The sequence below is a fragment of the Rhodobacter sp. P1_C2 genome (assembly GCF_056406375.1).
Window position 1 is genome coordinate 204419 of record NZ_JBFUAG010000009.1, and the last position, 13107, is coordinate 217525.

The 13107-nt window shown below is 64.7% G+C and carries 18 protein-coding genes; 1 reads left to right on the forward strand and 17 read right to left on the reverse strand.

The window, feature by feature from the left end:
* Positions 1 to 84 precede the first annotated feature (84 nt).
* The 3 genes from AC1DZT_RS16865 to AC1DZT_RS16875 form a co-directional block, all read right to left on the reverse strand.
* Entirely contained in the window at positions 85 to 945 is an 861-nt protein-coding gene (locus tag AC1DZT_RS16865; RefSeq protein ID WP_478007803.1) for an urea carboxylase-associated family protein, read from the reverse strand.
* Between the two features lie 102 nt (positions 946 to 1047).
* Positions 1048 to 1767, reverse strand: a complete 720-nt coding sequence (locus AC1DZT_RS16870; RefSeq protein ID WP_478007804.1) for an acyl-homoserine-lactone synthase — start codon at positions 1765 to 1767, stop codon at positions 1048 to 1050.
* Positions 1768 to 1906: 139 nt separating this feature from the next.
* Entirely contained in the window at positions 1907 to 2500 is a 594-nt protein-coding gene (locus AC1DZT_RS16875; RefSeq protein ID WP_478007805.1) for a LuxR C-terminal-related transcriptional regulator, read from the reverse strand.
* 208 nt (positions 2501 to 2708) lie between these two features.
* Here AC1DZT_RS16875 and AC1DZT_RS16880 point away from each other — a divergent pair, with 208 nt between their 5' ends.
* Positions 2709 to 3104, forward strand: coding sequence for an autoinducer binding domain-containing protein (locus AC1DZT_RS16880; protein WP_478007806.1), 396 nt, complete (start codon positions 2709 to 2711; stop codon positions 3102 to 3104).
* 23 nt (positions 3105 to 3127) lie between these two features.
* On the opposite strand, the gene AC1DZT_RS16885 is transcribed toward AC1DZT_RS16880, so the two are convergent.
* From AC1DZT_RS16885 to AC1DZT_RS16950, 14 genes are all read right to left on the reverse strand, one after another.
* A complete protein-coding gene (locus AC1DZT_RS16885; protein WP_478007807.1) occupies positions 3128 to 3925 on the reverse strand; it encodes a hypothetical protein in 798 nt (265 codons plus the stop codon).
* A complete protein-coding gene (locus tag AC1DZT_RS16890; RefSeq protein WP_478007808.1) occupies positions 3922 to 4698 on the reverse strand; it encodes a succinate dehydrogenase iron-sulfur subunit in 777 nt (258 codons plus the stop codon). Before AC1DZT_RS16890 ends, AC1DZT_RS16885 begins: the two co-directional genes overlap by 4 nt.
* Positions 4699 to 4798: 100 nt before the next feature.
* Entirely contained in the window at positions 4799 to 5119 is a 321-nt protein-coding gene (locus AC1DZT_RS16895; RefSeq protein WP_478007809.1) for a hypothetical protein, read from the reverse strand.
* 114 nt (positions 5120 to 5233) lie between these two features.
* Positions 5234 to 5500 (reverse strand): hypothetical protein, encoded by a 267-nt coding sequence (locus tag AC1DZT_RS16900; RefSeq protein ID WP_478007810.1) that lies wholly within the window; start codon positions 5498 to 5500, stop codon positions 5234 to 5236.
* Between the two features lie 40 nt (positions 5501 to 5540).
* Entirely contained in the window at positions 5541 to 5849 is a 309-nt protein-coding gene (locus AC1DZT_RS16905) for a hypothetical protein (protein WP_478007811.1), read from the reverse strand.
* Entirely contained in the window at positions 5846 to 6301 is a 456-nt protein-coding gene (locus AC1DZT_RS16910; protein ID WP_478007812.1) for a hypothetical protein, read from the reverse strand. The genes AC1DZT_RS16905 and AC1DZT_RS16910 overlap by 4 nt, the downstream gene beginning before the upstream one ends.
* Complete coding sequence (gene sdhA / locus AC1DZT_RS16915; protein ID WP_478007813.1) at positions 6301 to 8103, reverse strand: succinate dehydrogenase flavoprotein subunit; 1803 nt, start codon at positions 8101 to 8103, stop codon at positions 6301 to 6303. The genes AC1DZT_RS16910 and sdhA overlap by 1 nt, the downstream gene beginning before the upstream one ends.
* A gap of 7 nt (positions 8104 to 8110) precedes the next feature.
* Positions 8111 to 8482: a succinate dehydrogenase, hydrophobic membrane anchor protein gene (locus tag AC1DZT_RS16920; protein ID WP_478007814.1), complete on the reverse strand. Its 372-nt coding sequence runs from the start codon at positions 8480 to 8482 to the stop codon at positions 8111 to 8113.
* Positions 8483 to 8490: 8 nt separating this feature from the next.
* Positions 8491 to 8889, reverse strand: a complete 399-nt coding sequence (gene sdhC, locus AC1DZT_RS16925; protein ID WP_478007815.1) for a succinate dehydrogenase, cytochrome b556 subunit — start codon at positions 8887 to 8889, stop codon at positions 8491 to 8493.
* A gap of 367 nt (positions 8890 to 9256) precedes the next feature.
* Entirely contained in the window at positions 9257 to 10285 is a 1029-nt protein-coding gene (locus AC1DZT_RS16930; protein ID WP_478007816.1) for a MaoC family dehydratase, read from the reverse strand.
* A 55-nt stretch (positions 10286 to 10340) separates the two neighbouring features.
* Positions 10341 to 10544 carry a DUF1737 domain-containing protein gene (locus AC1DZT_RS16935; RefSeq protein ID WP_478007817.1) on the reverse strand — a complete coding sequence of 68 codons (204 nt, stop codon included), beginning with the start codon at positions 10542 to 10544 and terminating at the stop codon, positions 10341 to 10343.
* A gap of 18 nt (positions 10545 to 10562) precedes the next feature.
* The gene (locus tag AC1DZT_RS16940) at positions 10563 to 11111 is read right to left on the reverse strand and encodes an NnrU family protein (RefSeq protein ID WP_478007818.1); all 549 of its coding nucleotides are present in this window, start codon (positions 11109 to 11111) and stop codon (positions 10563 to 10565) included.
* A gap of 2 nt (positions 11112 to 11113) precedes the next feature.
* Positions 11114 to 11968 carry an HpcH/HpaI aldolase/citrate lyase family protein gene (locus AC1DZT_RS16945; RefSeq protein ID WP_478007819.1) on the reverse strand — a complete coding sequence of 285 codons (855 nt, stop codon included), beginning with the start codon at positions 11966 to 11968 and terminating at the stop codon, positions 11114 to 11116.
* A 288-nt stretch (positions 11969 to 12256) separates the two neighbouring features.
* Positions 12257 to 13009: a sulfite exporter TauE/SafE family protein gene (locus AC1DZT_RS16950; RefSeq protein ID WP_478007820.1), complete on the reverse strand. Its 753-nt coding sequence runs from the start codon at positions 13007 to 13009 to the stop codon at positions 12257 to 12259.
* Positions 13010 to 13107 lie beyond the last annotated feature (98 nt).

Genomic DNA, 13107 nt, shown 5'->3' on the forward strand with positions numbered 1-13107 from the left:
GGTTCCACCCCCGCTGCGCAGTTTCTTCGCTGCTGCGCAGCAAACTGCTTCGCACCCGGGGATATTTGGGGACCGATGAAAGGGTCAGCGGCCGTGGGTACGGTCGTAGCCGTTGGCTCCGGGGGGCTGCCAGCCTGCCGGTGCCTTTTGCGGCTTGAAGACCTCGACCAGCAGCGGGTGGCAGGCGGCGGTGTCGGAGGAATGTTCCGAGGAACAATCGCCACCCGGACAGGCCGAGAGGCCGCCGATCAGGTCGATCTCGGCGAAGAACTCCAGGTAGTCGCCGGGGCGCACCGGGCTGGCCTTCATGAAATACTGGCCGGTGTCGCGGGTGAAGCCGGTGCACATGAAGACGTTGAGCACGTCATGCACCGCAAGTTCCGCCAGATGCAGCGGCAGGCCCATCCGGTCGGCGAAGGCGCGGGTCAGGTTGGAATGGCAGCAATGGTGATACTGGCCGCCCGCCAGAAGGTTGTGGGTATAGGGGTCGCAGCGCGTGCCGATCACGTCATGCACGCCGCCGCCGAAGGCATCAAAGCCGTACCAGTCCAGCGTATCCTCGGTGATCAGCGCCATCGGGCGCAGGTAAGGCAGGTTCGACCAGAGCCGGTCGCCCGCCGACAGATGCGTGCCATGCAGCGCCCTTGTCTTGCCGGAAAAGAACCGCTCCGCCACATCCGCCGCCGACCAGAGGTTGAGGTCACCGACCTGCGGCCCCTCGACGCTGCTGATGCGGAAGAAATGCCCGGCCGGCACGTCGAAGCACAGGGCCTCGCGCGGCGGCACCAGCACCTCGGCCACCCGGGTCCAGCCGGCGCGGGCGGCGAGATAGGGTTCGAGGTCCGGCGCGGGCAACCCCTCGACCGGGTAGCAGATCACCGGAGCCACCGCCTTGCGGGCGGCTCCGTCCAGGGGGGCCGCATGGGCCGGAACATCGGGTTTCATCGGGCATCCTTTGACTCGCTGCCATCTTGATGCACAAATCCGGGCCATGACTGCAAGAGCCATGACCCGGCGGCCCGGCAATCGACTTGCCAAGGCGAGCGCTCAGGCGACCCCCTCCAGCCCGCGTTTCAGCGCGGCCTCCAGCGGCACCTTCACCCGCGCGGGGCCATCAGAGAGGCGCGCTTCGGAGAGGCGCTGCACCATGGCCGAGGGTTGCACCGCCCCCTTGCGCGCGTTGGAATAGTCCGCCGGCATCCGCAGGACGCCATAGGTGCGGCCATCCTCGTCATTGCGGTAGGTCTCGCCCAGACGGTCGACCCTATAGCCCATCTGGCGCAAGGCCCGCATCAGGTGCAGCGAGGAGAGGCAGATCATCTCCTCGCAGCCGAAGGGGCGCACCGTGTCGACCAGACCATCGACGATCAGCCGCAGACACTCGGCCCGCTCGGCATGGGTCGCAATGTCGCTGGCGATCACCAGCCGCGTGCATTCCCAGACCTTGGGCGAGGCGATGTCCACCGACATGATATGCGGCGGGATATGTTTGAGCTTGCCGGAATAGGCGTCGCGCAGCATGTAGGTATGCTCGCCCCAGGTCGCGGTCGTGGCCATGGCCCGCGCCCCGCCGATCACCCGCCCCTCGCGCAGCACGATCGAGTAATGCGCCATCGGCGTATCATATTGGTCCATCTCGACCGCGTCATTGTGGGGCACATCCCACTTCAGCTCGTCGACGAAGACCTGCTTTCGCAGAGCCAGAAATTCGTAAAAGGCACGGCCATGACGATGCAGGTCCGAGAAGTCGAAGCGAATATTTTCCATGTGAGTCCCTCAAGCGGAATGAAAGTGCAGTGGGACTGGTTTTAGACTTCCCCAAGTTGTGTGTAATGACCAATCAATTACCTTGAGAGGATTTGGGCGCCATAAGGGCACCGCGGACGCAGCCTGCCTTATTGCCGCTTCAGATCAGGCGGCGGGCCGAGGCGATCGACAGGGCCTGCGGCAGGGTCTTGGCGCCGAGTTTCTTCTTGGCATTGTTCAACCGCGCCTTCACGGCGCTTTCCGAAATGCCCAGATCGCCCGCGATCTGTTTCAGCCGCAACCCGCCCGCCTGCATCTGCAGGGCCTCGATCTCGGCGGCGGTGAGGCTCGGGTCATCGGTCGCGCCCGAATGCAGCCGCTTGACGATGCCCAGAAGGTCCGACAGGTCCTGTTCGGCAAAGGTCCGGTCGCCGCGAAAGAACAGGCCATAACTGCGCCGCCCACGGTCCGACGGCGCCATGACCGAGATCACCGCGCCATGCGACAGGCCGAAGACCGCCGCCCGCGCCCGAACCTGATGCGGGTCGGGCAGAACGATCTCGTCCATCCGGACGACGCCGGTGTTGGAATAGACCCATTTCATCGCCGGATCATGAACGACGAGGCCGTTAGTTGTGTAAAACTCGACCCAGTTCTGCGGCAGGGCATTGAGTTCTTCTTCAGGAAAGGAGAAACCGACCCGCAAGGCCACGTAAAAACCCGCAGGGGCGATCTGGTCGATCTGGTTTCGCATCGCCTGTAAGATTGCCATCTACTTTAAAACAGGTTGCCGTTCCTTGGGACACAACTTAGCTTCTTCACGTTAACCAATGCCCGGTTTAAGTGTTTTCCGCAACAGTAAGCATCCTAGAGGTGAACACTTGGCAAACGACCTTGGAAAGGCCGGCGAAGTCGCCAGCTATCTGAGCCAACTCGGACAATTGTGCGACACAGGCTTTGCCTTGGCGATTCACATTCGGTTGACGGCGCCGTCGCTGATGTATCAGACCTACAAGCCTGAATGGGCTGAACATTATTCGACCAAGGRCTATATGCTGTCCGATCCGGTCGTGCATTGGGGCCTGACCCATACCGGCCGCGTGATCTGGAGCAGCCTGCTTGACAACGATCCGGAAGGTGTGATCCCGGCGGCGGTCTCTTTCGGGCTGACCCATGGCTGGACCTATGCCCTCGGGCCGGCCAATTCGCGCACCATCGCCGGGCTGACCCGGTCGGGCCGGCCGCACAACGCGGAAGAGATCGCCCGGATCGAAGCCATCGTCGACGGGTTGCACGAGGCGACCGAAGGCTTCGATGACTTCTCTCCCGCGGTCAAGGACCAGCTGCGGCGGCTTTAGGCCGCAAGGCGGTGCATGCGGCGTCAGGGCGTTCCGGCCCCGTCGCGCTGCGCCCAGCAGTTGCGCGTGGCCGCGGTGTCGAAGTCGAAGCCGAAGGTCTCGACATCGGCGGCATACCAGTCGGCGACGAGCTGGATGGTGCGGGGGGTGTAGAAGGCCTTCCAGTCCACCTCTTCGCCGCGCCGCGTGACGTTGCGCGGGCGCACCGGCTCTGACAGCCCGAAATAGGCCGAGGTCTCTTCGGCCATATGTTCCTGCCGCAAAAGGTCGGCGGCCACCCGGCCCGCGCCGTCCACGACGTAATCGCGCTGCGGATACCAGCCCCGCACGGCGCGGTGCCAGAAATAGGGTCGCCCGCCGTCTTCGTGGCGCGTCTCCAGAAAAGCCTCGAAACTGGCGGTCGGCACCGAGGCATAACGCGAGCCCTGCTCCTCGATCAGCTGCGCGAAACGAAAGCGCGAGACGACCCGCGCCCAAGGGTTGCGCAGGATCGCGACGGGCTGCAGTCGGCGCACGATGACGGGCTTGACGTCGCGCAGCCGGGCATGGGCGATGCCATTGTGCTGGCCCGCCGCCCCCATGGTCAGCAAAAGCGCGTCCAGATAGGCGGCATCCTTCAGGAAAAAGCGGTTGACCCCCACCATCCGCCAGCGCAGCTGCGGCGCCTTGCGCATCGACACCCCGGCATTCTTCGGGATGTGGATGAACAGATAGCGCGCGCTGCCCGAATAGACCGCCGCCAAGGCCCGAAGATCGTTCAGCGTCAGGAACGAAACCTCGGCGCGGACCGGCGTGTCACCTGGGCTGACGCTGTTCTTCATACCACGCGTTCGACCATCATCTTCTTGATCTCGGCAATTGCCTTGGCCGGGTTCAGGCCTTTCGGGCAGGTCTTGGTGCAGTTCATGATCGTGTGGCAGCGGTAAAGCTTGAAGGGGTCTTCCAGCGCGTCCAGACGTTCCCCCGTCGCCTCATCCCGGCTGTCGATGATCCAGCGGTAAGCATGCAGCAGGGCGGCCGGGCCAAGGTACTTGTCGCTGTTCCACCAGTAGGAGGGGCAAGAGGTGCTGCACGAGGCGCACATCACGCATTCATAAAGCCCGTCGAGCTTGGAACGGTCCTCGATCGACTGGCGCCATTCCTTGGCCGGGCGATTGGTCTTGGTTTCGAGCCAGGGCATGATCGAGGCGTGCTGGGCGTAGAAATGCGTCAGGTCCGGGATCAGGTCCTTGACCACCGGCATGTGCGGCAAGGGATAGATCTTCACATCGCCCTTCACCTCGTCCAGGCCATAGATGCAGGCAAGGGTGTTGATGCCGCCGATGTTCATGGCGCAGGACCCGCAGATCCCCTCGCGGCAGGAGCGGCGGAAGGTCAGGGTCGGGTCGATCTCGTTCTTGATCTTGATCAGCGCGTCCAGAACCATCGGGCCGCATTTGTCCATGTCGAGGAAATAGGTATCGACCCGCGGGTTTTCGCCGTCATCCGGGCTCCAGCGGTAGATCTGGAACTTGCGGACGTTCTTGGCATCGGGGCGCGGCCAGGTCTTGCCGGTGCGGACCTTGGAGTTCTTGGGCAGGGTGAACTGGACCATGATATATCTCTTCCGTTCGGATCGTGGGTTCTGGTGTCAGCCAGGCGTTTCAGGTCTATCGGGCGGGCCGGGCGGGGGCATCTCGCCCCCCGCATCTGCCCTACCCTTTGGGTTTTTCGGGCAGGGCGGCGATACAGGCGGCGGCTTCGGGGCGGGCGGCATAGGCTTCGACCTTGGCGCGGTTGGCCGGCGAGATGCCCTGCCGGAAGTCCGCACTGCCAAAGCCCACGACCTCGCCCATCTTCATCGCCTTTTGCACACAGGCCGCCGCGGCGACGCTGTCGACCTTGGGATGATCCTCGGCCATCACCTTGGCCAGTTCATCCTTGGTCACATTCTGCGCGCCATAGACGACGAGCGCGCCAACGCATCCGTTCAGCGGCAACAGCAACAGCGGCAGGGCAACGAGGGTCAGTCTCATGCGAGGTTCCATTCCTTGGGTGCTGGGGCGCTTGATCTCATCTCTGAAACGGCAACCTTTGAGTCTCTGTCACGGGGCGGTTCGGGTCTTTCCGGTCTTGCAGGCGTCAGGGTATCACGTTCGCGACTCGGGCAGCGCGGTGAAGGGGCGCGAGGGCATCTGGCCCGAACGCTGGTAGACACAAGAGGCGTAAACCTGGTCGGGGTCACGTCCCATGATGTAGTTCGACGACACGCCAAGGTCGAGATAGGCGCGCCCGCGGCCGCCCGAGCCATAGCCGATGCCGACCTCACCGCGCGGATGCTGGGTCAGGCGCGCGGTGCCGATGCAGTCGCGCTCGGCATCGGCGCGCGACACCGGGCCGCAGGCGGCCAGGAGCACGAGCAGACACGGGGAGAGGCGCGCGCGCATCGGTCAGCCCTCAGATCGTGGGGGCGGGCAGGCCCGCGCGTTGCAGACAGGCCTGGGTATTGGGCCGGTCGAGAATGCCCTTGATGATCGCCACGGTCCGCGTCCCGGCCGAGACGCCGACATCGCGGGCCAGAATCTCCAGCTCCACCGGCTGGGCATTGTCGACCACGCAGCGTGCGACCCCGTCGCCGGTGACCGGGGCCACTACGGCCTCGGCGGTGCGGGCGATGGTCTTGTCGACCACTACCTGCGGATCGCAGGCTGCGAGCGTCAGCCCCGCCACCGAGAAAACCGCCAGAACCGAAAGGATACGCGTCATGCTGCCACTCCTGCATTCACATGGGTCGCGCGGGCATCGGCCCGCACCACCAGTTTCAGGCCCCACCAGACCGCATCGACATTGGCGGCCTTGACCGCCTCCAGCCCCTGCCGCCCGGCGATGGCGCGCACGGCGTCCTCGCTCAGGTCGGTGGGCAGTTTGGCGGCCTTTTTCGGAAAGCTGACCCAGATCATGCCTTCGGGCGTGATCAGGTCCTGCAGCACCGGCAAGGCCCGTGTCAGATCGTCGGCGGAGGTCGTGAAGACATGGATCACATCCCGCGCCCCTTCCGGCAAGGCGCGCCAGTCGGGCGTGGTCTCGATCCGGCGGAAGGCAGCCGCATCGGCCAGGGCGGACAGCGCCTCCGGCAGGGCCACAAAGGCCGCCGCCTGGCCCGCCTTCAGGCCAAGCTTGCGCGCCAAAGTACCGCCGGATGCGCCCGCCCCTGCCATCAGAACTTCCGCTCTGCCGGGGCGATCTTCTTCAGCGAGATGCCGCCCTCGGCCTCGGTGGTCAGCGGGTCCTTGTGGACGGCGCGGTAATCGAGCGTGACCTTGTTGCCATCGACCCAAGCCAAGGAGTGCTTGCGCCAGTTCACGTCGTCGCGGGTCGGGAAGTCCTCATGCGCATGGGCGCCGCGGCTTTCGGTGCGGGCATGGGCGCCATAGATCGTGGCGAGCGCGTTTGGCATCAGGTTGGTCAGCTCCAGCGTCTCCATCAGGTCGGAGTTCCAGACCATGCTGCGGTCGGTGACCTTGAGGTCGGCCACCTTGGCGGCAATGGCGGTCATCTTCTTTTCGCCCTCGGCCAGGGTCTTTTCGGTGCGGAAGACGGCGGCATCGGCCTGCATGGTCTTTTGCATCTCCAGCCGCAGTTCGGCGGTGGGCACCGACCCGTTGGCATGGCGGAGGCCGTCAAAGCGCGACAGGGCCTTGTCGATCTCGGGCTTGTTCAGCGCCGGGGCCGCCGATTTCGGATCGACGATCTGCCCGGCGCGGATGGCCGCGGCACGGCCGAAGACCACGAGGTCGATCAGCGAGTTCGACCCCAACCGGTTCGCCCCGTGCACAGAAGCACACCCAGCCTCGCCCACCGCCATCAGGCCGGGAAAGACCGCATCGGGGTTGTCGGCGGTGGGGTTCAGCACCTCGCCGAAGTAGTTGGTCGGGATGCCACCCATGTTGTAGTGGACGGTCGGCAGAACCGGGATCGGCTCTTTGGTCAGGTCCACCCCGGCGAAGATGCGGGCGCTTTCGCTGATCCCTGGCAGGCGCAGGTCCAGCGTCGCCTTCGGCAGGTGGTTCAGGTGCAGGTGGATATGGTCCTTGTGCTCGCCCACGCCGCGGCCTTCGCGGATTTCCATGGTCATGCAGCGCGAGACATAATCCCGCGGGGCCAGGTCCTTATAGTGCGGCGCATACCGCTCCATGAAGCGTTCGCCGGCAGAGTTTGTCAGATACCCGCCCTCGCCCCGTGCGCCTTCGGTGATCAGACAGCCCGAGCCATAGATGCCGGTCGGGTGGAACTGCACGAACTCCATGTCCTGCAAGGGCAGACCGGCCCGCGCCACCATGCCGCCACCGTCGCCGGTGCAGGTATGGGCGGAAGTCGCGCTGAAGTAAGCCCGACCATAGCCGCCGGTCGCCAGAACCGTCATCTTGGCGTTGAAGACGTGGATCGTGCCGTCATCCAGCTTCCAGGCCACCACTCCGGTGCAGCGGCCCTCGGTCATGATCAGGTCGATGGCGAAATATTCGATGAAGAACTCGGCGTTGTTCTTCAGGCTTTGGCCGTAAAGCGTGTGCAGGATGGCGTGGCCGGTGCGGTCGGCGGCGGCACAGGTGCGCTGCACCGGCGGGCCTTCACCATATTCGGTGGTATGGCCTCCGAAGGGGCGCTGGTAGATCTTGCCCTCTTCGGTGCGGCTGAAGGGGACGCCGTAATGTTCCAGCTCGTAAACCGCCTTCGGCGCCTCCCGCGCGAGGTATTCCATCGCATCGGTGTCGCCCAGCCAGTCGCTGCCCTTCACCGTGTCGTACATGTGCCATTGCCAGCTGTCCGGCCCCATGTTGCCAAGGCTGGCCGCGATGCCGCCCTGGGCCGCCACGGTATGGCTGCGGGTCGGGAAAACCTTGGTCACGCAAGCGGTGCGCAAGCCCTGTTCGGCCATGCCGAGTGTGGCGCGCAGGCCAGCACCGCCGGCGCCCACGACCACCACGTCATAGTCATGCACTTCATAAGGATAAGCGTTCATTGGAACCTCACAGCGCGATGCGGATCAGGGCGAAAAGCCCGGTGGTCGCGATCACGGCGGCTAGCGATTGGACGAAGATGATGCCGGCTTTCAGCGCCGTACCCTTGGAATAATCCTGCAGCATCATCTCGGACCCCTTGGCGAAATGCCGCATCGAGACGACGAGGACCATGGCGGTCAGGATGGCCGGGAAAGGCCGGGCGAAGGTCGCCAGAACCTCGGCCCGCGTGCCGCCGAGGGCATGGCCGAAGATGTAAAGCCAGGTCGGCACCAGGAAGGCCAGCGCCACGGCAGAGATGGTCATCGACCAGTGATGCTCGGTCCCGGTGTGCGAGGCCCCTTTGCCCACGGCGCGTTTGCGGTCGGTCAGATAGCGCATGGTGTCCCTCACACGATCACGATGGTCAGCAGGGTCAGCACGACCGACCCGATCACACAGGCCCAGCCCAGACGCTCGGCCGTCTTCATCTCCAGCCCGTGGCCGGCATCGAAATACAGGTGCCGCAGCCCGGCGAGGTAGTGATACCAGACCGACCAGAGCGAGCCGAGAAAGACGAGCTTGCCGAACCACGAGGTCACGACCGCATTGGCGACATCGAAATAGCTGTCCGACACCGCGGCGGCCAGCAGCCACCAGGTGCCGAGGATCGCCCCCGCCATCAACGCATGTCCGGTGATCCGCGTCAGGATCGAGGACACCGAGTTGATCTGGAACATGTCATAGATCTGGATATGCGGCGACAAGGGCCGCTCGACCCGCTTGGAAGACCCCGTACCTTCGGCCATTTCGCTGCCCTTTCTCCGTTGTCACGCTGCGCGGCTTGCGTGATGCTGCGGCGCAGAGTCTGCTTGGTCTTTCAATAGCGCCCAAATTCGCGCTGTCACCTCCCCTTGTGGGGAAAAATCGAGCCTGTCAGCGCTCACGGCGCAAGATTTTGCGCTTTGTGATCACAGCAAGAAAATTCGTGATCACACAACCATGGCCCCGACTCAAGGCGCGCGCCGCCGCGGTTTTCTGACCCATCTGGGGCGCGGTTGCGTCGGGTGCCTGCAAATACAGCCGCCGCGACTCTACCACCGCGGTGGCAAATCGCAAGCTTGGCCGGTGCGGGCCAGAGGCATCCGGCTATGTGATCACAAAACTGCGCCGCGGTCAGAGCGGGATCAGCGCCCAGTAATCGAGGTCGAGAAGCACCCCGGCATGGTACTTGCCCGCGCCGTCGCGCAGATCGAAGGGCGGCGTGCCATGCCTTGTGGCGACCAGCCGCAAACGGAGGGCGCCGACGCCGGGGGCCTTGGTCTCGGCCTTGTCCAGCACCTGCGACCAGGCGCGCACGGTGTCGCCGGCAAAGCAGGGATTGGCATGGGCGCCGCCGTTCAGCGCCACGATCATCTGCGCATTGGCCAGCCCGTTGAAGGACAGGGCGCGCGCCAGGCTGATGACATGGCCGCCATAGATCAGCCTTTTGCCATCCGGGCGCTGGGTCGCGTCGAAATGCACCTTGGCGGTGTTCTGCCAGAGGCGGGTGGCCAGCATATGCTCGGCCTCTTCCACCGTCACGCCATCGACATGGTCAATGACCTCGCCCACCGCGTAATCGGCAAAGCGGTGCGGCTCGCCTGCCAGGGTGAAGTCATAGCGCGTGAAATCAAGGCCTTGCGGGATGACAAGCGCAGAAGGGTCAACCACCTTGGCCAAGTCCGGCACCACAGGCTCGGGGGCCGGACCGCTGCCGCGCTTCTTGACCATGACCCAGCGGACATAGTCCAGCACGGTCACCCCATGCTGGTTGATGCCCTGGCTGCGGACCCAAACCACGCCCGAGGCACCGTTGGAGTTTTCCTTCAGCCCGATCACCGTGCTGGTCGCCCGCAAGGTATCCCCCGGCCAGACCGGCGCCAGCCAGCGCCCCTCGGCATAGCCGAGGTTGGCGACCGCGTTCAGGCTGATGTCGGGGACGGTCTTGCCGAAGACCGAATGGAAGGCGATCAGATCATCCAAGGGGCTTTGCGCCAGACCGCAGGCTTGCGCGAAGGCGTCCGAGGAAAAAAGCGCCCCCCGGGCCGGATAGAGCGCGTGGTAAAGCGCACGCTCACCGCCCGAAAGGGTGCGGGGCACGGCATGGTCGATCACCTGCCCCAGCGCGTAATCCTCGAAAAACCGTCCCGGATTGGTCTTCATCGCAGTCCCTCGGTTGGGGGCGGCAGGTCAGGGGAAGATGGGCAGATGGCCCATCCTACTGCTCACCCAGCTTCAGATCGGGGGAATAGATCCCCGGCACCTCTTTCACCACGGCCTGACCGCAGCGCATCACGTTGTGGCTGGCATCGAAGGCATAGGTCGGCGGGCCATAAAGCTCCCACCCCTGCGACAGCGCCTTGGAGACCTTGTGGCAGAAGGCCGAGGTGTCGTCCTCGGACAGAAAACGGTAGAGTTTCATCGCATTACCCCGATCGCATTACCCCAGTGGCCAATATCCAAGCCGACCATGCACAAAGACGATGGCGGCGAAAAGGGCGGCCGAGGCCAGAACATAGATCACATCGTTGAGAAGCGGGCCCTTGGCGGGGCGGGTCCAGTCGGGCTCCATCTTGTTGATCAGGATCATGTCGAGCACCGCCCAGGCCAGCAGCCCGCCGAAAAGGATGATCGAGGCCAGATCGCCATTGACCAGCAAATGCGCCAGCGCCCAGGTCTTGACCGCCGCCAGCATCGGATGCCGCATCAGCGCCCGCAACCGCCCCCGGTTGAAGCCGAGGTTCAAGAGAAGCACCGCCACGACCATCAACAGGTTGTTGATATGGCGCATGAAAACCGGCGGATACCAGACCTGGACGATATCGGCCGACCGATAGCCCATCACCATCAGCACGATCGCCACGAAGGACAGGACGGTGACCAGAACCTTGGCCCGGCTGTCGCCGAGGTTTGCGCGCAGGTCCGGCGTCACCCGTTTCATCAGATGCGAAAAGGCCCAGATCAGGACCCCGAGTAGCAAGATCAGCATGTTTACCCCTGCAATGTTGCGATGGCGCCGGCCTTGGCGATCAAGGCGCGCGCCGTCACGATATGCAGGTTCTCGACGATCTTGCCATCAAGAACTGCCACGCCCTGCCCTGCGGCGGTGGCAGCCTCGAAAGCGTCGATCTGGCGGCGGGCGAGGTCGAGCTCGGCGTCGGAGGGGGCGAAGATGCGGTTGGCCACCTCCAACTGGTCGGGGTGGATCAGGGTCTTGCCGTCAAATCCCATGTCGCGGCCCTGCCGGCATTCGGCCTCGAGGCCCTCGGCATCGCGGAAGGCGTTGAAGACGCCATCGGCGATCAGCCGGCCATGGGCGCGCGCGGCCAGAAGGCAAAGGCCAAGCCCGGTCGCCAGGGGCAGCCGGTCGGGGTGGAAGCGCGCACCGAGGTCCTTGGCGAGGTCATTGGTCCCCATCACCATGCCCGCCAGCGCCGGATGCGCCGCAATGGCCGCCGCGTTCAGCATGCCCAGCGGGGTCTCCATCATCGCCCAGAGCTTCTTGCCCGGCGCCACCTGCGCCACGGCTTCCAGATCCTGCGGCCCGTTCACCTTGGGCAAGAGGATGCCATCCACCCCCGGATGCGTGGCAAAGGCCGCCGCATCGGCGCGGCCCCAGGCGGTGTCAAACCCGTTGATCCGCACCAGCCGCAGCCGGTTGCCGTAATCGGTGGCCCTCAGGCAATCGTCCAGCGTCGCCCGGGCCATGTCCTTCTCGCCCGGCGCCACCGCATCCTCGAGGTCGAAGATGATCGCATCGGTCGCAAGCCCCGCCGCCTTTTCCAGCGCCCGCGCCTTGGAGGCGGGGATATACAGCATCGAACGGACGGGACGGGTGTTTTCCATGATTCCACCAAGCAAGATTATTGCGCCAAATGGCATCAAATCATCATTTCACGCAAGGGGTATTTTGCTGCACCGCAGAGAAAGCCCTTGCCCCCCCGGCGCGACCCATTCCTGAACGGAGCGTTAAGACTTTCTTCGCCGCCGCAGCGCAGCCTGAAACCGGACACAGCAGGGCCGAAGCCCGGAAAGGCGCAACATGGATCGTGAGCTTTTTACCCTCTCGCTTGGCCTCGCAGCCCTTCTTCTGTTGCCGCAGCTGTGCCGTGCGGCAGGGCTGGTCCTGCCGGGTTAGCCGGTCAGCCCCTTCCAGATCAGCTCGGCCCCGATCAGAAGCAGCGACCAGGTCACGATCTGGAAAAACCGCTTTTCGGGCAGGACCTTGACCGCCCAGACGCCAAGGAAGACCGAAGCCGCCGCCACCGGCATCAGCACGGCCGCCGTCTCCAGGCTGACGAGGTTGATCTGGCCCAGAAAGTAATAGGGGATCAGCTTGATCGCATTGGCATAGGCGAAAGCGATGGTCGAGGTGCCGGCAAAGACCGCCTTGCGCATGCCCAGAGGCAGGGTCCAGACCTGATAGGGCGGCCCGCCGGTATGGCTGACAAAGCTGGTGAAACCCGAGATCGAGGTCCAGAACAGCCCGCTCCCCACCTCGGCGCGGCGCGGGGTCGTCATCGTGGGCCGGCGCAGCAACTGGTTGAGCGAGAAGGCCACCGCGATCACCCCGACCAGGACCGTCACCCAGGATTCCGGGATGTAACTGGCCGTGGCCCAGCCGAAGACGACGCCGATCGTCAGGCCGACACAGGCAATCGCCAGCACCCTTTTGTCGAATTCCTTGCGGTAGGCGTAAAGCCCGAACCAGTCCGAGACGACATAGACCGGCAGCATCAGCCCCGCCGCCACCACCGGATTGATCACCAGCGCCATCACCGGCACGACCAGGGCCCCCACGATGGGCACGCCGCCCTTGCCGACGCCGGTCAGAATCGCGCCGATCACCGCGACGACCCAGAACTCCCAGCCGCTCATCCCGCCCATCGCTGCCCTCTTCTCTTCGCGCCGCAAGCCCATGGTGCCGCAGGCGGCACCGCGGCCATGCCTGCCGCGCGCCCGCCCGAGGCGCAAGGCCTGTCACC